A 16,166-nucleotide genomic window follows, 5' to 3' on the forward strand; every position below is an offset into this window, starting at 1 on the left:
CGCCCGCCGCGGCATCGAGCCGTTTCTCTGCCTGGTCGATCAGGGTGGCGACTTGGTGAAGTTCGTCGGCGGCTGCCAGGGCATCCTTGGATCCGATGGCGTGGTCGCCTTGGTCGTCGAACGCGCGAGGACTGTTCTCGATGTGGGCGGCAGCTATTTGATCGAGAACCTGCTTGAGCGATCGCACGCCTGAAAGCAGGTCACCGAGAACGCCGTACAGATCCTGCGGATTCTCGAACGCTCGTGTCGCGTGGGTGAGACCGCGCAACGCTTCGGATACTTCCGCGGCGTCAGCGCCGGGATCGTAGAACGTGGGCATGTTGACCTCCCAAGTCAGTGGAGTGATACCCAGGAGGTGCACGCAGCGACCCTCTACTTCGGAGGCCCTAGCGCGGTTGGTCTATCGAGCGCTACGTGAACAACCAACATCAGGTTGAGTGCCTGTATCCGTGCGCTTGCGCCGACGTGCCACGATGATCGTGCTTGCTCACCGGCTCAGTTCTCACTGCGGCGCGGTAGGCGCAAGGCCCCTCAGAACGCCACGATCAAACACGCTGTCTGGAGATCATCGCCTACGGGCAACGTCTAGAGTTCTATGACTTTCCCACTCTTTAGAAACTCCTGGACGACCAGACCCGGGCTCTTCAGATCCTTGAACGGGCTTGTCTGAGCCAGCTCCGTGATCGCGCCAAGTAGCTCAGATACCTGCGCACCTGCGTCTTCCTGATCCGATACGAGAGCAGAGTCCAGGTTGTCGAACAAACGACGGAAGTTCTCACGCCGTTCGTCGAAGGTCCGGTCTAGCGCTGTGAGTAAAAAATCTCGCTGCACGTGGATGATTTCCAGTTGGCTCTGCTCCCAAGCGCGAATTTCCTCGCGACGAGTCTTCTCCTGGGCGATTACCTGGACCCACTCGGTTGCCGAGGAGATAACAAGGTTGAAGGTGTCCACCACCATCGCTGGACCAGGCTTGGGCAACATTGCGGCCACAGCTTTTGATGCGCTCATGCGTACTTCCTCAGTATTTTGATCGATGCCTCAGTTAGTTCCCCGGAGCTGGGGTCGAGGACGGGCGTGTTCAGGATCTCCTTGACCGCAGTCACTAACTGGAAGGCACGCAAGAATTCACTTGCGTGCTGATCCGGGTCAAAATCGACTGATTCCAACGCGACGAGCGCAGAGCTGGCGCGATCGGCCAACCTTCCTAGAAGGTCACGCAGTTCCTCAATGCGTTCCTGGACCGCCCGGAGCAGTTCTTGCGCAAGAGCGACCCGCTCAACCTCAAGAGCAACCGAGGCAGCGAAGTTTCTGGACTTTGTCTTAGCCTTGGCTCCAACAATGCCCATGGTGAATCCGCCGATAAGGAGTACTGGAACGGCCGCGGTGAGACTGAGAACGGCGGCTCCGGCTGCCATTCCACCTCCACCAGCGGCAAGCGTGCCGCCTCCGATCGCGGCCAAGGTGGCGTTTTGAGCAGCAACACCGCTTAGCGATGCGATGGCAGTGCCCGTGCCCGCCGATGCGAATGTCGAGACACCCCAGATGGCGGCAGCTGGTGCAGCAGCCCCAGCCCCAACCGCACTCACCACTCCAGTGACGCCTGTGGTAACGCTCTGAGCGCCCGACACGTACTTCGGGATATTTGGAACCCGAATGCGCACGCCGTCAACCTTCTTGAAGTTGAGTCGCTTTACCCTTGCTTCGTTTCGCTCTAGCCAGTCAGCGAATCGGCCAACATTTTCTCGATGGACCATGATCTGGAATTCACCGTAGCTACGCGCAGCAGCTTCAGTGTCCAGACGAACAACTTCGCAATCAGCCAGGGCAGACTCTAGCGTTTTAGCAGCTTCCTTCCGCATGCCCCGACCCTGGGACAGATCGACAGCTCCCTTGGCTGCCGCAGCGATCGCCGCCGCAGCACCGACGCCGAGTGGTACCAGAACCTTCGGCCCCGCCTTGAGGAGTTTGGGGGCGCCTTTCAGCGCTAGCTCGACGAATCCCATCACACTCCTCATTACTTTTGAGTCTGCTCAATGCTACCGGGCACGTTGGTTCTCCCAGAGTTGCCAGGGAATTGCGTCGCCGGGCGCAGCAGATCGAACTATGGCCAAACAACTGATTCGTCATTACCAGGCGCGGGCGTAGACCGACTATTTGCATGCTCTGTGCAAGGTTCACACCACGCGGCAGAGTGGCAGCGCCGCGGCGGTGAACGCCTGAGCCTGCTGTCCGACGAGGAGTCGCGTCTCGCAGGACGCTTGAATGGCGGCCTGCTCAATCGCGGCGACTGCAGCGTCGAGGTCATCAGCGGTTCGCGCGGACACCGAGATGAGCCCGGTGTAGCGCAAGACGCCGTGCCCAGCGGTGAGGTCGGCCTCCTGCTGGAGAACGTCGTGGAACTCCGCTGTCTGCGAGGCATCCTCGATCTGGCCAATGCGCTGGCGCTGAGCTGCGTCTGAGATGTACTCGGTCTTCTTCCTCCGGATGTCACGTGCCGCCTGGTCAGAACGCAGCGGTGTGCAGAGCAACGAAAAGGAACGCTGTATCCCGGTCGAAAGCAGCACCGGTGCCAAGAAGCCCGGGTACACCATCGACCGCGGCCACTCTGAGATCCACAGCACCGCATGGAATGCCGAATCTGTGCGAAGCCGCGACCAGGATTCGTTCACTGCTACCGGCCCCGCGGTGGCAAGCGACTGTCCAAGTTCGCCGTGCCGTTCAAGTGTCGCGGCGACCGCAGGGTCATACGCGGAACGCAGGATGACAGCGATCTCGCCGCACGACAACCAATTCGACGGTGCGAGGTCGGCTGATCGCAGCGCGGCGATCAGCGTGGACATTTCTTGCCGGAGGACGGCCGCGGCACCGCGAATCCCACCACCGGCAGTGCGGATCTGTCGTGCCGCTGTCTGCATATCGAGCGAGAGGGAGAGCGTCGTGGCGTGGCGTTCTCCTGCAGGTCCGGCGCGGTCAATCAGTTCGGCGTACGTCGTTGATGCCCAGGAGTCGTCTGCGCTGCCGTGCGACGCCCACCATTCGGCGAGTCCGGTCCCGAAATCCGGCAGGGTGCGCTCAAGCACTTGCAGCATTGAGAGGCGCCCGGATCTGCACACGGTCGCGAGCACACGCCCCCAAGAGGAGACACGCCGTTCCTGCTCACCGGGATCGAGGAGCGCGAATGCTGGGTGCGAGACCGCAACGATGGCCGTGAGGGTGCTGGCGGTCGGGTCATGAACCATTCCAGCGCCGGTGATCGGGTCGTCGTACTCACGCAGTCGTGCCATGTCGCCGGGTAGCGCGAGCGAGCCCGCAGGTCGCGGCTTCACAACACGCCGCCGGTAGAGCAACTGTCCACCGGTGGTTTTCCACATCCACCAGAAGGCAACGGGAATCCATTCGACGATCGGACGTCCAGCGATCCGGATCCACACCACGGCCGCGGCACAGAGCCATACGGGTGCCGACAACGCGATGAGCATGCCGCCTCCGGCATAAAAAGCCCACACAAGCGTGGTCACACCAATTCCGAGCGCGACCAGCCGTGAGAGGGATAGTCCGAGCAGGATGCCCCTTCGTGTCAGTCGGGAGAATTTCACCGGAATGAGGTCCCCGGCCCGTTGATTGTCGTAGTCATTTGGCATCGTCAGCTATTCCTTCCCAGATCGTGGCTGCTGGGTTCTGGGTGGTGCTGGATCTGATCGCGGTGCAGGAGGCTGAGGCGTGGAATGAGGAGCGGGTGCAGCCGCACCCGAACCACCTGCACCGGCAGCCGCAGTTTCGGCCGTGCCACCAACAGCGCCTCCGAGCTGGGGTCCGGCAGTAGCGGCAGCTTTGATCACCTTCGCGCCAATGACCGCTGCCGCTGCGGGGCCAGCAGCTGCGGCAGCGCCACCGGCACCTGCACTGGCGCCCGCGCCCGCGCCCGCTCCGGCAGCTGATCCGCCGGACGTCGCTCCACCTGAAGCAGACGCGCTGGGTGAAGCGGTTGCTGCTGGAGCGGCTTTGGATGTCCCACCGCCACCGGAGCCACCGTCGAGAACTTTCTTCACTCCGTCGCTCTGAGGCTTCGACGGCACAGGCACCGGTCGGTTCACGGCGCTCTTCGCTTCCTGCTCGCTTCCCATCGCGTGGTAAAGATCGAAGCCGAGGAACGAAATGAATCGGTAGACCATGTACGGCGCAAAGGCCGCGATGAACAGCAGCACGATGCCTGAGATCGGTTCAGTGACGGCCGACAGATCAGCCTCGATCGGGGTTGAGACCTGCGTGATCGCAATGAGGAACACGACGACGAGTACGAGCTTGGAGATGATGAGCGCGACCACGAATGCGGCCCATTTGCCGATCCATCCGCGGGTGACGTCCCACGCCGCTCCAGCGAGTGCGATGGGCGCGAGCACGATTGCGACGAGCAGCAACGCCTTGCGAATCAGGAGCGAGAACCACACGATAGCGACCGCACAAATCATGAGTCCGGCGAGGAAGATCGTGACGATCGCACCGACCCCGGGAGCAGCGATATTGATTGTTGTGAGTCCCGCGGTGAGGAGCGCGATCTTGTCGCCCATGGTGGCGGTGGTTTCCCCTGCGGCCTGAACAACCCCGATGCACAGCTGATCGACGATCTCCAAGGCCGTCGCCGTCAACGTGATGACGACGAACGATCCCAGGACCGCCTTGGCCGCGCCGAGAGCTGCGCGGGCAAGAGCCGCGGGTTCGCGGCGGATGAGGCCGAGGATGAGCTGGAAGCAGAAGAACAGGAGAACGATGAAGACGCCGATACCGAAGAGCAGGTTGTAGACGTTCAGATAGCCGGGGGATTGGACGTCCACCATGGTTGTGCTGTCGAAGACCGTCCACATGGCTTCGATGAGCCATCCGGCAGCTTGCCCCATCGTGGAGGCGAGCCAGTCGAATGGCGCGGACACGAGAGTCGCGGCACCCTCACCGACGGCATCACACACATTGGAGATGACAGGAATATCGCAGACACTCATCGCAGGCCTCCCGGAAGTAGTGGATGGGTGATCCTCAGACCTGCTGCCCAACGTTCCAGAAGAAGTTGATGAGTGTCACTGATGCGCCGCAGATGACGGCGGCGCCGCAGGAGACGAGCACGCCGAGCTTGCCGCGAGACGCGAGGTGCGGGTTGGACGAGTTCGACCCGAATCCCCAGACGATCGCCGAGATGATCAGCGCTAGCACCGACAGGATGAGGCCGATCGTCATGATCGCACCGACAATGATGCGCAGCTGGGCGATCCCCGGCAGGCCCGAGTCGTTCGGCGTGATGTCGATGTCCATCGGCAGCGATGCGGGGATCGCGGCGATAGTCGTGATGAGTTCGAACACGGTGGCTCCTTGGTGTGAACACCGCCGTCGGCGGTAGGCGAAACAGGGTCGAGAGCCAGGTACGCAGGGCGCTCCCTTCAACAGAGATGCGTCCCGACAGGTTCACCTGCCGGGACGCGCTCGATGACGACCAAGTGAGTTACAGCTGCTCGCCCAGATGAATGAGCCAGTTCATCCACGTCACGCCTCCGCCAGCGAGGATCGCGGCACCCAGTGCTACGAACACCCCGGCGCGTGCCTTTGCTGCAACTGCCGGGTTGCCGGTAGACGTGGCAATAGCCCAGATGATTGCGCTGACGATGATCATCAGGACAGCGACAATGAGGATGATCGTTAGCATCGCCCCGATGACAATTTTGAGATCACCGATGCCACTCAGGCTTTCGAAGTCTGGAAACACGTTCATCAGTGGCCACCTGTCATCGCGGAGCATCCAGCCCCTGCGGTGGCTTCCGGGAGGTCAGCGGCGTCGTGATCGTTGAGCCACTTCGCCGCATCGACCGCCTCGGCATTCGTACCACCCGGTCGCGCTTCGAAATGCAGGTGCGGGCCGGTCGAGCGTCCCGACGAACCGACATCACCGATGTGCTGCCCGGCGATGACGTGCTCTCCTACAGTGACGTGGATGCCGTTCTCCCACATGTGCGCGTAAGCGGTCGCGATGGTCTCGCCATCGATGCGGTGCTCGATCACGACGAGTCCGCCGTAGCCACCGGAGAACTCAGCTAGTGTCACGACACCATCCGCTGCCGCGAGTATGGGTGTCCCGTCGGCGGCAGCAAGGTCGGTGCCCGAGTGGAACGCCCTCTCTCCGGTAAGGGGGTCGATTCGCGGGCCAAAGTCACCAGTGAGCACCCATGTACCTTCAGGCAGCGGGAACACGACACGTGATGATTCCGTGACGGCAGTGGCCGACTGAGCACCACTTGAGGTGCTCGATGCGCTGCTCGTGAGCGACGTGAGGATCGTCTCGGCGACGGGCTCGTAGTCGTTGTACCGGTCAGGGTAGGCAGACACCTCGACCGCCTGCGCGGCTTCGCCCTTGCCCATGCTCTGCCATCCAGGGATATCGAGGAGGCCGCGGGGCGAGGGATAGTTGGGACCGGACGGTCCGCCGAAGAACGCGGCGGCTTGATATTCGGGATCCATCAGCTCAGCGACGGATCCCCAGCCCGATTGCGGGCGCATTTGGAACAGGCCGAGCGAGTCGTGGTCGGAACCGTTGCCATCGTTCGGATACACTCCGGACTCCGGGTAGGTGCCCGTATTCGCGAGCTGCCGCAGTGTCGACTCGGTGAGCGCGGCCATGAGCGCGATCTGGATGCCGTCCCGTGTGACGCCCTCGACCTGTGATCCCACTGTAATGATCGTTGCTGCATGAGTTAGCTGCTGCTTGTTGAGCGTGAAAGTCTCATTATTCGCTGTCGTCACAACAAGAGAATTTGGAACATTGCCAACGGTGAGCCCAGACGCCGTGAGGCACGCGATGACGGCAGGATTCATCACGAGACCGACGCTGACGAGGCCGAGAGTCGGGGCCAAGAGCATCAGGGCGACGACTGCGATCGCGAGCTTCTTCATCATGAGTTGGTCTTCCTAACGCAGCGGATTGTTCAGCTGTGAGAGCCGCAAGACGTAGCAACTGTCATCGGGCGGGCAGGCGATGAAAACCGTGAACGCGACCTTTTGCTCGGCGCTGACTTGGTCGCCGTTCCAGTTACCGGAGCGATGGCGGATTCCCTCGATCGTGAACGCGGTGGCGCCTTCGGGGAGTTGGCCAGGGCGAGCCTGTGCGAGAGCATCGGTCCAGGCATCCGGCACGAATGCGGACGTGATCTCCAAGCGTTGGCTCGTCGCGTAGTGCCGCAGCTGTGCCCACGCGCCCTGGGTGGGCAAGTATGTTGCAATGTCGGCTGCGAGCCCCGGCTGCTCGGTGCCGGTGGGGTCGGCGACATCGAGGATGACTTCGGTGTAGTCCAGCGGCAGGAACCCGCTGCCGGTGTCCCAGGTGAACAGCGCCGTCGCGACGCTGCGCGCGAAGGTCTCCGCATCGGTGCTGTGGGGGATGGCCGAAATCCGAGATGGCCGGACCTGTGACTCACGCGACGGTTGCGCTGCTGGTTCAGTGCTCGACGGCGAAGGCCCGACTGAAACCGTGCTTTCTCGGGAACCGATGATGATCCCGTAGACGCCAACACCTGTGACGAGGATCACCGCTATCGAAGCGGCGATGAGAGCGACGAGCGTGCGTCGTGAGCGGTGCGCGGTGGGGAGCTTCATATCGGGCAGGTGCGCAGCACCAGCCCGTCATCATCAGATCGCGCGAAGGTTGCCTCTTGATGCTGATGAGTCGGAACCTGCATCGTCGGCATCGAGGCCACTTCGGAGTTGTTCGGCAAAGAGTGAAGTCGCGTCAACGACACGGAGGAACATCTCGACTTCTGTATCGCTTAGCTGGTGGACGAGGTCGTCGGCGTCAAAGTGCCGCCACCATCCATCGAGTTCATTCCACGTCACCACGAATGCCCGAACTGGCCACGGCTCGTCACCGTCGATGTGCGCTGTTTTGGGGCTCGGCGAGGAACGACGCTTTTGAAACGGTTTGCTCTTGATACGTGCTAGTGCGGCCTCCGCCAACTGTGCCACGTCCTCTACCGGTGCGTCTGGCTGAGCCCCCGACACAAGCTGCCGTGCACGTTCGTAACTGGGATGCACGGGTGCGCCAGACCCAATGAGTTCAAGCTCAGCTGCGACACCCTCTCGTACCGACTCTGTCTGGTTCTCATCGTCAGCGAGTTGCTGCAGGTAGTTGATCTTCTCCAGCGTGGTGTGTGACGCGCCATCCGGGATCATCGCGGCGGCCTGCGCACGGGAATCTCCGAGCGACTCTGACGGTGCCGCAAAATTTGCGTTACCGTCAGTTCCCGGTTGATTTTCGCGGCTGAACCGTGACGCTTCCTGACGGCGAGCGGCATCCTCAGCCATCAGCGTCTTGATCTCTCGATAGAGCGCGGCGCTCTCCAACTGGGTGAGCGGCTTGTGCAGCACGTTGTCGTCCTGCTCGGCAAGGAGGTGCGCGAGATCCCCCGAGATGCCGGACCGCACCCAGACCTTGACGTGCTGCCATCCGAGCTGCTTTATCGCAGCCAATCGTCGCGCACCGCAGACCAGGATCCCGTCAGGGGTGACCGTGATCGGTTGCAGCAGGCCATCGCGCTCGATCGACGCGGAGAGCGATCCGAGGTCGCCGAGCCCAGTGCGGTGACGGCGTCCGACCTGGATCGAGCCGACTGCCCGGTCCAGCTCGATATGGCCGTCACGTGTACTCATCGTGTGTTCCCATGACTGGGCGCCGACATCGCAACAACCATTACAAGGTCGTCGTCACCGAGGAGCGTCGGGAGTGTCTCGCCGACGAGTAGGCGGAGCAGGATGCCGCGACCGGTGCTTGTCGCCCGGTATGCAGGGTGCGGATGCCCAAGCAGCACGTGCAGAAGCGGCGACCAGGAGTCGGCGGGTAAGTCGAGAAGCGCGCGTGCGTGCTTGTCCCGGCGCAGCAGCTCGTAAGCGCTTTGCCGAGACCCGATTCGTGCCACCGCGCTGCACACATGTTCGATCGCTTCGCGGGCGGTGCTTTCGGGCCACCCTAAGGTCGTGAATAGGGTGATCGCGCGGTCGATCGCGCGTCGGGCTGTATCGGTGTCGAGCGTAGTGTTGGGGTCGTCGTCTTCAATGATGGGATACCGATCGACGACGTGGAATGCCGGGTGATAGTCGGCCAGCGGATTTTCCCGGTCGGCAAAACGCTCAGGGTCGTGGAACGCAGATATGTGCGGGCGACGTGCTTGATGCGTCGCACAGAGCAACCCCTGCCCGCGTTCCTCGGCGATGCAGGTCACCTGAACGCCACGGGTGACCACAGCCCAAGGATCAATGGCCTCGCGAGCGGATCGAGTCCTCATGACGTCGAATGCTGCCGACGCTGCCTCCCATGGATCGAGGCCATGCTTGCGAGCCAACGCCGCATATTTCTCCGCGGCGAAAGCTGCGAGTTCGGCAGCGACGCGGTCGTGCTCCCACGCGCGAGCACCTGCGTGGTGCAATCGATGAAGCAAGGCGCGAAGCCCCTCGCTCGTCGTGTAATCCTCACGTGGTTGCCGGGTCGAGCTGTTGGTATCGATCATGGTGTCGGCACCTCCTGACAAGCAGGTGCGCGCCCGCTCCCTAGCGGGGTCCTGGATGTCAGCGAAGTGCCCATGAGATGCCGTGCCCGACGATCAGGGTGTCCCGATCGCGCCTCGCTCGGCCCCTCGTCTGGAGCTGCCATGTCCGAACGCGGACAACGGGGGGAGGCGCCGGGCTCTCTCTGCAATGCCTCGGGCGCTGGTCGCGGTCGCCTGGTACGTGCGACGTCGAAGCTCGGCCTGGAAATTGATCCCTGCCCCGGCGACGCGCGAACCGCCGCGCGCCATCAGGTCAGTTGGCCGCACCCATTCAACTCCTCGGCCACGGTAGAACGCGGGATTGAATCCAGCGCTACTGCGTCCCCCTTGAACGCTCGCGGCCTCAACCGCTTCCGGAGTGCTCGCCATCTTCACGGAACTGTCACCGGCGACGACAGCCGCGTCATCCTTTTCCACTTCGCTCATTTCGTTTCCTCCTCGTCTGGTGTTGCGGATGCGGGCTCAACGCCCGCCTGATCGAGCGGCTTGTTCGCGAACCAACGACCCACGGTTGAAGGGTGCACGCTCAGCTCACGCGCGATCCTCTTGTTCGACCAACCCTTCTCGCGCAAAGCCGGCGCGGCGTCTTGGGGCGAGGCCTGCGGCGTGGTCTTGCGAACGGCTTCGGGCAGCTCGGGAATGCGAATGAGGAGCACGGTGAGGTGAGTGATCGCCAGCAAGACCACCGGTGGAACCGCGGCAACTGCAGCCGCGAGAAAGCTCGGCACATCAGCATCCGCGGCGACCACGGCATGAATCGAATTGGCTGTTACTGACACGGCGGCAGCGCCAGCGAGCAGAGTCCAGGGGTACCAGGCTGCTCGGGCTCCAGCCAGCGCGACGACGGCGACCGTCGATACGACGATGACGCCGTCGACAATGAGCGGCCACGCCCATGCTTGCCCAGCACCAATCCCTGAACGGGCGGCAAGGTCTGCAAGCGAGGTGAATGATAGCCAGAAGGCTCCCGCGGCGATGAAGACGGTGCCCGCCACGGCCGTCATGACCGCCCATCGCCGCCCGTTGAAATCACTCATGCCAGTGCCCGTGAAGCTGAGGCGGGCGGCGGCCGATCACACGACGTTATGGGATGGGGTTGTGCCGACTGCTGCGGAGGTGCCCCCTGTACCGCTCGATATGCCGACCGGACGGTCGTAGCAGCTTCGCGCTGGCTGAGACCGGCCCGTTCGGCAGCCGCGCTGAGTGCATCGAGCGCGTCGCTGGTCGGCACCATCTGCTCGGCCATTTTGCAGGCGGCCCAGAATAGGCCGTGGTTGCGTTCGCCCTCCTGCCGTCGCGCGACCCTATCGGCCAGTCGTTGCACATCAACGGGACGATCGCTCGATCGCACGTTCTGACGACACTCGGTGGGTCGCGGCGGATCGAGATGGTTACGCAGCTTCTGCGAATCAAGTGGACGACCGGGTTCACCAGCCAACTGGAGAATCTCGTATCGGCGCGTCTGCCCGTCGAAGGTGCGCACAGACGGCGGCACGATGACATAGCCGCCGTCACCACGGAAGTCGATTCCAGTTCGTGCGGATTGCCATGAGCGCTGCTCGCTATTCCTGTCCGCCGGGAAGAAGAGATGGAGCCCTCCGGATGGAGTCCTGACTGCTGCTTCCCAGCCCTCAAGTAGTCCGGCGCGCCGGGCACCATCGAGTCCGTCGTACCCGTTGACGGAGCCGTGCACATCGACGTCAACCACGACAAGACCCGAGGGAGTGCCGGTCGGCATTCCGATATTTGCTAAAGGCATCGCTGCCCACCAGCGGCGAACCCATTCGGGATCGTTGCTTGCCGTATGAAACCCTCCCGCAACGGCGGGGCGCTTCCCGCCCGCGGTACAGGGAAACACCGGGATGCCGGAAACTGCGAAGGCGAGCGCGCTTTGACCGAGAGACATCCCGAGACCAACGCGATCGAGTGTCGTCACGAACGCTTTCGGCGCGTTCATCGCAGCCCTCGCACGTCTGCCAACGCCACCTGTGGTGAGGCCGCGGCGGCAATGGGTGCGGGTGAGGCGCCCGCGCGTTCGACTGCCTGGGAGCTGTGACGAGTCGATCCCCGTTCAAGCCCCGGAGGTGTGCCGTCACCGATCATTTGCGTATCGAGCTGATCGAGAATCTTCACCGCAGTCCCGCGGACCCGCTCGCCCGTTGCCCGAACGATCTTCGACGGTTCCTCGCCATCGACTTGTGCCGCCCACGTCGACACGTAGGGGATCGTGTACCCGGTGGTATCTATCCCGTGCCCCGCGCCGACCATGAGCGCTACGGACTCGGCCTCGACTTCGCCGATGCCGCGGTGCTGACGTGCGTCTCCCTGATCAGGGCCGTGCATGAGGACGTGCGCGAGTTCGTGAACCAGCGTCTTCACTTGGGCGGCCGGGTCCATGTTCTCGCGGACGCTGACTGTCTTCTCCGCATAGTCGGTGACGCCGTTGGCGCCAAAGATCAAGCCCGCGTGAGCCACGCCATGCACCTGGAATCCGGCAGCTTCGATCTGTTGAATAACTCCATCCCGGAGCCCCGAGGGAGCCTCGCCCTGCAGCAGCTTCGGCGTCGGCGGTGCCGGGATCGGATCTCCCGCGGTCTGCGCGGCATCCCAGACGTACGCGGGGCGGACGCCGACCATCTTCGATCGAGCTTGCTCGCCGGGGCGAGGCTTCTCTGATTGGTTGAGTCGTCGCCACGATGCCGGATCAGATGGCGTAGGGGAGGCGAAGCGGCCAGTAACCGGAGCAAGAATTTGATAGCCCGGCTGTCCCTTCTCTACCTGGCGCCCGAGCAGCTGCCACTGCTTGTACCCGGCCACGTACGAAGGGATCGGATCCGGCACCAGGCCCGCCTCATAGGCTGCGGTGTGCTGCATCCAGATCAGCAGCGTGTTGTTGAATGAACGACTGCGGAACCGGGCGGCGAAAGCGAGTGCGTTGGCCCAGTCTTCTCCAGACACCAGCTGATCGACAGCCTCGGTCAGCTTCTCGTGCAACTCATCGAGCTTTGCCTCCCGCGCTATGCGGCGATCGTCTATCGACGCCATTGGTTGGCCTCCTCTCTGATGCGCCACGTCGCGGAAGCGTGTGGCGATACACCTTTCAGGTGAGCGAGGATGCCCAAGTCGGGGTGACAGGGAAGGGCAGACTCGCCGGGATCTCAGGAGCGTGCTGCGATCACGCGCGACTGAGTGCACGAGCATCATCGCCTCGAAGGTGGGCATGCTCCACCTCCCCTTGAGCAGCAGTGCGTTCGTGCCACATCACGAATGTTGAGCATGCTCAAATGGTCCACGGCTTCCGTTCTAACATGGCTGTTGAGCATGCGCAACCCTTGATTTGTGCATGATCAACGGTTATATTGAGCATGCACAACGCCCGCCGGGGTGACCGTTGTCGATGCTTACCCGTCGCGAACGGAAGGGAGCCAGCACGTGACCGAGGACGAGAGCAAAACCGCAGCTGCGGATCTCGCGAAACGCCTGCGGCTGTTGCTTGACGTTGTGATCACCGAGTCCGGTGTTGAACCGACGTATTCGCAGATCGCCGCCTACCTGGGCGAACGCGGCACCAATCTGTCGAGATCGCGGTGGACCTACATGGTGAACGGCCACCGGTACGTACAGGACACCGAGGTGTTCGAGGGGCTGGCAGCGTTTTTTGACGTTGACGCTGACTTCCTCACGGGTACGGATGGGGCCGCGGTTCCGGCACGAGTGAGCGCACAGCTTGACCTTGTGCGCTCGATGCGAGCGGCGAAGGTTAAGTCCTACGCAGCTCGTACCCTTGGAGACATTTCACCGAAAGCTCTCCAAGCCATCAGCAAGTTCCTAGATGAAGAAATGGCGCGCACAACCGAGTAGTGACGGTGCGGAGCATACGCAGGTAGATGCGCTCGAAGGAGGGTGAGCACAGCGTGAATATCGAACTGACCGTGACAACGGCCGTCGCGGATCTTGCTCTGGGCGGCATCTTTACCTTCGACGATCTCTTCGACGCTGTGCGGGAGCGCCGACAACGAAGGCTCCGTGTCGTGGAGCTTGCCGATCTCGGCGACCACGATGGCATCTGCGCTGTCTGGCTGATTACCGATGCTGAGGATTTCATCCTCCATGCCCACAGCGACTCGGTTCTGCATCGCCAGCAGTTCGTTCTGCATGAGTTCGCTCACATGATTCTCGGGCACTGCGACGGCGACGAGTGCTCAGAGGTGGATGCCCTCCTGCCTGATATCCCACCGCACACCCGGGGTCGCTTGCTTAGGCGCCAGGATCTCGATTCTGACACCGAGGTCGCTGCGGAATCATTGGCGGACCGACTCGCGGCGGGAATCCGCGGGTCGGCCTTCGCGGAGTCTCGCTACTCGGAGATATTCGCATGATCCAGACGTTCGTCGCGGCACTCATGTGGGTTCTTGTGGCGGGCCTGCTCATTCTGCGGCGCGGGCGAACGGATCGCAGCATCACGTACGCTGCGCTGACCATAGCTATCGCCATGACACTTAACGTGGATGCGATCTACGTCATCGTCGATCGGGTGCTTGGTGCAACAAACCTGGCCACGCTGCTCTCAGATGGCCTCTTGATGATCGGCCTCTTCTTTCTCGGCCGGGCAACAATGAAAGCTGGGGAGTATCGCCCTCGGTTGGTGCGCGCAGCTGTCGGTCGCTCCGCACTGTTCATCGCGCTCCTCTGCGCCGCAGTGGCCTTCATGCTGACCGACCGAGGGCCAACGACGGTCAACTTCATGATCGATCTCGGCGACCAACCGTGGGCCGCGGCGTATTCCATCATCGTCTTCACCTACTGCGGGATCATCGTTGCAGCGATGCTCACGCTGGCGACACGCCAGCTCAGGCTTGGGAAGGGCATCCAGCGCATTCCGCCAGCGCTGTTGTTGATCGGCTCGGCTTCGGGCGTTGCACTCTGCGTAGTGGTGATCGTTATGGATGTTGCCCACATCTCGGGCAACCTCGAACTCATGGACGCGTTCGGTGCAGCGTATGGGGCGCTTTCTCTGCTCGCGTTTGTCTTTCTGTGCGCTGGATTCGCAGGGCAACCGGTGGCCCGATACGTGCGGGATCATGCCCGGCGCGTGCAGACAGATGAGATGGTGAAGGAGCTGGAACCGCTCTGGCGTCGGGCAACGCTCTTGCGGCCGGGACTCAGTGGAACGAACTCGCTCGGGTTGAGCATGGATGACCCAGAGGGACGCCTCCACCGCGAGATCGTCGAGATCCGTGACGCCATGATCGATCCACGCGTCTCCTTCGAAGTCACTGGCACCGAACGCGCATTGCTGGAGCGAGCCGAGGAGCATCTGCTCGGGACCGGGGCGCGCGGCACACCTGAACCTGTCCCTGATCACCCTGCACACGGACAAGGGCACCCATGAAGCGCATCATCGCCGCAGGCGCGACGCTGCTCACCGCGGGAGGCCTGGGTCTCGGATGGACTATTGCCCGGAGGTTGACTGCACCGGTAGGCCCACGGGACTTTGACCTGACCATCCGCGACATGGAGGTTGATGGAGATCGGCGGTTACTGATCCTCGACCGCACACGTGAGACTGCCGCGCGTGGTGTTTACAACCTGTGGTTCGAGACGGGCGACTGGGTGCGAGTGTCCGACGAAGTGCTCGATCGAGGCTCTAGCCAGATCGCTCGGGTTGTGACGGATGCGATGCACGACTTCCTGCCTTCCGCTGGAGACCGCTTTTCGTGGAGCGGGATCTACTTCGCAAACCCAGCCGATGCAGGCCTCAGCGCCAGGGAGATCTCGATCAACACACCTGCTGGCGCAGCTTCGGCATGGCTCATTCAGGGAGATGAAGACCGTTCGACCTGGGCGATCCACATCCACGGACTGGGCAGTAACCGGCGCGGAACCTTGCGCGGTGTGCAGGTTGCCGCTGAGGTGGGCTACACATCGCTCGTCATCAGCTACCGCAATGACGGCGAAGGCCCCCGACTTGGCAACGAGCGCTCGACGCTTGGCGTCGCGGAGCGCGAGGATGCCGAAGCCGCAGTGGACTTCGCGGTCCAGCACGGAGCGCAGCGGATCGTGTTGTTCGGATGGTCGATGGGTGCCGCGATTGCGCTACAAGTAGCCAGCCGCGCACGAGAGCGCAGTGTGATCGTGGGACTTGTCTTGGACTCTCCGGTTCTCAACTGGATCGACGTGATCAAAGCGAACTGCGCACGCAGCGGTTTGCCTGCAGTAGCAGGTCATCTCGCGACCCCGTGGCTGACGCTTGACCCGCTCGCTCGCATGGTCGGGCTGACGGGCGCTGTCCCGCTTCGGGAGCTTGATTGGGTGCAGCGCGCCGCAGAATTTACGGTGCCCACGCTGATCATCCATGGGACCCGAGACGACTCCGCCCCGATATGGGGCTCACAAGCGCTACATGACCTTCGCCCCGACCTGGTGGAACTCGCGGCCTTCGAAGCTGGCCACACGCTGTCATGGAACTCCGACCCCAAGCGTTGGCGATCCACTGTCGCCACATGGCTCTCGGCACGTGTCGGCCCTGGTGACAACGGAGGCTAACTTCCCACCGCGCGATGGGGTCTCGCGAGTTCGCCTGATCACGCC

16 protein-coding genes and 2 pseudogenes are annotated in these 16,166 nt (G+C 62.7%); 4 read left to right on the forward strand and 14 right to left on the reverse strand.

Annotated elements, in window-relative coordinates; translation table 11 throughout:
• The 14 genes and pseudogenes from Y708_RS29790 to Y708_RS0109745 all read right to left on the reverse strand — a co-directional run.
• Nucleotides 1-319: pseudogene (locus Y708_RS29790) on the reverse strand (hypothetical protein); the annotation flags it as partial.
• A gap of 266 nt (nt 320-585) precedes the next feature.
• Nucleotides 586-1,008, reverse strand: a complete 423-nt coding sequence (locus tag Y708_RS24080; protein ID WP_051478865.1) for a hypothetical protein — start codon at nt 1,006-1,008, stop codon at nt 586-588.
• Nucleotides 1,005-2,015 carry a hypothetical protein gene (locus Y708_RS24085; protein WP_216699767.1) on the reverse strand — a complete coding sequence of 337 codons (1,011 nt, stop codon included), beginning with the start codon at nt 2,013-2,015 and terminating at the stop codon, nt 1,005-1,007. Before Y708_RS24085 ends, Y708_RS24080 begins: the two co-directional genes overlap by 4 nt.
• A gap of 159 nt (nt 2,016-2,174) precedes the next feature.
• Entirely contained in the window at nt 2,175-3,641 is a 1,467-nt protein-coding gene (locus Y708_RS0109690) for an SCO6880 family protein (protein ID WP_028279786.1), read from the reverse strand.
• 6 nt (nt 3,642-3,647) lie between these two features.
• Nucleotides 3,648-4,997 carry a TrbL/VirB6 family protein gene (locus Y708_RS0109695; protein ID WP_028279787.1) on the reverse strand — a complete coding sequence of 450 codons (1,350 nt, stop codon included), beginning with the start codon at nt 4,995-4,997 and terminating at the stop codon, nt 3,648-3,650.
• 34 nt (nt 4,998-5,031) lie between these two features.
• Nucleotides 5,032-5,352, reverse strand: a complete 321-nt coding sequence (locus Y708_RS0109700; RefSeq protein ID WP_028279788.1) for a DUF6112 family protein — start codon at nt 5,350-5,352, stop codon at nt 5,032-5,034.
• Nucleotides 5,353-5,491: 139 nt separating this feature from the next.
• Complete coding sequence (locus Y708_RS0109705) at nt 5,492-5,758, reverse strand: DUF6112 family protein (protein ID WP_028279789.1); 267 nt, start codon at nt 5,756-5,758, stop codon at nt 5,492-5,494.
• Between the two features lie 44 nt (nt 5,759-5,802).
• Nucleotides 5,803-6,936 (reverse strand): annotated as a pseudogene (locus tag Y708_RS24090) (M23 family metallopeptidase); the annotation flags it as partial.
• Nucleotides 6,937-6,948: 12 nt separating this feature from the next.
• Complete coding sequence (locus tag Y708_RS0109715; protein ID WP_028279790.1) at nt 6,949-7,632, reverse strand: hypothetical protein; 684 nt, start codon at nt 7,630-7,632, stop codon at nt 6,949-6,951.
• A gap of 33 nt (nt 7,633-7,665) precedes the next feature.
• Entirely contained in the window at nt 7,666-8,682 is a 1,017-nt protein-coding gene (locus tag Y708_RS0109720; RefSeq protein ID WP_028279791.1) for a ParB N-terminal domain-containing protein, read from the reverse strand.
• Nucleotides 8,679-9,536 (reverse strand): hypothetical protein, encoded by an 858-nt coding sequence (locus tag Y708_RS0109725; RefSeq protein WP_035775878.1) that lies wholly within the window; start codon nt 9,534-9,536, stop codon nt 8,679-8,681. The genes Y708_RS0109720 and Y708_RS0109725 overlap by 4 nt, the downstream gene beginning before the upstream one ends.
• A 461-nt stretch (nt 9,537-9,997) precedes the next feature.
• On the reverse strand, nt 9,998-10,612 hold the full coding sequence (locus Y708_RS0109735) for a DUF2637 domain-containing protein (RefSeq protein ID WP_035775879.1): 615 nt from the start codon (nt 10,610-10,612) through the stop codon (nt 9,998-10,000).
• Nucleotides 10,609-11,511 (reverse strand): bifunctional DNA primase/polymerase, encoded by a 903-nt coding sequence (locus tag Y708_RS0109740; protein WP_162150462.1) that lies wholly within the window; start codon nt 11,509-11,511, stop codon nt 10,609-10,611. The genes Y708_RS0109735 and Y708_RS0109740 overlap by 4 nt, the downstream gene beginning before the upstream one ends.
• Nucleotides 11,512-11,528: 17 nt before the next feature.
• Nucleotides 11,529-12,620, reverse strand: coding sequence for an ArdC-like ssDNA-binding domain-containing protein (locus Y708_RS0109745; protein ID WP_028279795.1), 1,092 nt, complete (start codon nt 12,618-12,620; stop codon nt 11,529-11,531).
• 387 nt (nt 12,621-13,007) lie between these two features.
• On the opposite strand from Y708_RS0109745, the gene Y708_RS0109750 reads away from it, so the two are divergent.
• From Y708_RS0109750 to Y708_RS0109765, 4 genes are read left to right on the forward strand one after another with little or no spacing between them, the layout of a single operon-like run.
• A complete protein-coding gene (locus Y708_RS0109750; RefSeq protein ID WP_028279796.1) occupies nt 13,008-13,436 on the forward strand; it encodes a hypothetical protein in 429 nt (142 codons plus the stop codon).
• Nucleotides 13,437-13,489: 53 nt separating this feature from the next.
• Nucleotides 13,490-13,954, forward strand: a complete 465-nt coding sequence (locus tag Y708_RS0109755; RefSeq protein ID WP_028279797.1) for a hypothetical protein — start codon at nt 13,490-13,492, stop codon at nt 13,952-13,954.
• On the forward strand, nt 13,951-14,967 hold the full coding sequence (locus Y708_RS0109760; RefSeq protein WP_028279798.1) for a DUF6545 domain-containing protein: 1,017 nt from the start codon (nt 13,951-13,953) through the stop codon (nt 14,965-14,967). The genes Y708_RS0109755 and Y708_RS0109760 overlap by 4 nt, the downstream gene beginning before the upstream one ends.
• On the forward strand, nt 14,964-16,121 hold the full coding sequence (locus Y708_RS0109765) for an alpha/beta hydrolase (protein ID WP_028279799.1): 1,158 nt from the start codon (nt 14,964-14,966) through the stop codon (nt 16,119-16,121). Before Y708_RS0109760 ends, Y708_RS0109765 begins: the two co-directional genes overlap by 4 nt.
• Nucleotides 16,122-16,166 lie beyond the last annotated feature (45 nt).

It is taken from the genome of Arthrobacter sp. H5, assembly GCF_000520595.1.
Classification (GTDB): Bacteria; Actinomycetota; Actinomycetes; order Actinomycetales; family Micrococcaceae; genus Arthrobacter_D.

Excerpts from the sequence above, each read along its gene's own strand:
- Y708_RS24080 (WP_051478865.1), bottom strand. The coding sequence starts at position 1,008 with ATGAGCGCATCAAAAGCTGTGGCCGCAATGTTGCCCAAGCCTGGTCCA.
- Y708_RS24085 (WP_216699767.1), bottom strand. The coding sequence starts at position 2,015 with ATGAGGAGTGTGATGGGATTCGTCGAGCTAGCGCTGAAAGGCGCCCCC.
- Y708_RS0109690 (WP_028279786.1), bottom strand. The coding sequence starts at position 3,641 with ATGCCAAATGACTACGACAATCAACGGGCCGGGGACCTCATTCCGGTG.
- Y708_RS0109695 (WP_028279787.1), bottom strand. The coding sequence starts at position 4,997 with ATGAGTGTCTGCGATATTCCTGTCATCTCCAATGTGTGTGATGCCGTC.
- Y708_RS0109705 (WP_028279789.1), bottom strand. The coding sequence starts at position 5,758 with ATGAACGTGTTTCCAGACTTCGAAAGCCTGAGTGGCATCGGTGATCTC.
- Y708_RS0109715 (WP_028279790.1), bottom strand. The coding sequence starts at position 7,632 with ATGAAGCTCCCCACCGCGCACCGCTCACGACGCACGCTCGTCGCTCTC.
- Y708_RS0109720 (WP_028279791.1), bottom strand. The coding sequence starts at position 8,682 with ATGAGTACACGTGACGGCCATATCGAGCTGGACCGGGCAGTCGGCTCG.
- Y708_RS0109725 (WP_035775878.1), bottom strand. The coding sequence starts at position 9,536 with ATGATCGATACCAACAGCTCGACCCGGCAACCACGTGAGGATTACACG.
- Y708_RS0109735 (WP_035775879.1), bottom strand. The coding sequence starts at position 10,612 with ATGAGTGATTTCAACGGGCGGCGATGGGCGGTCATGACGGCCGTGGCG.
- Y708_RS0109745 (WP_028279795.1), bottom strand. The coding sequence starts at position 12,620 with ATGGCGTCGATAGACGATCGCCGCATAGCGCGGGAGGCAAAGCTCGAT.
- Y708_RS0109760 (WP_028279798.1), top strand. The coding sequence starts at position 13,951 with ATGATCCAGACGTTCGTCGCGGCACTCATGTGGGTTCTTGTGGCGGGC.
- Y708_RS0109765 (WP_028279799.1), top strand. The coding sequence starts at position 14,964 with ATGAAGCGCATCATCGCCGCAGGCGCGACGCTGCTCACCGCGGGAGGC.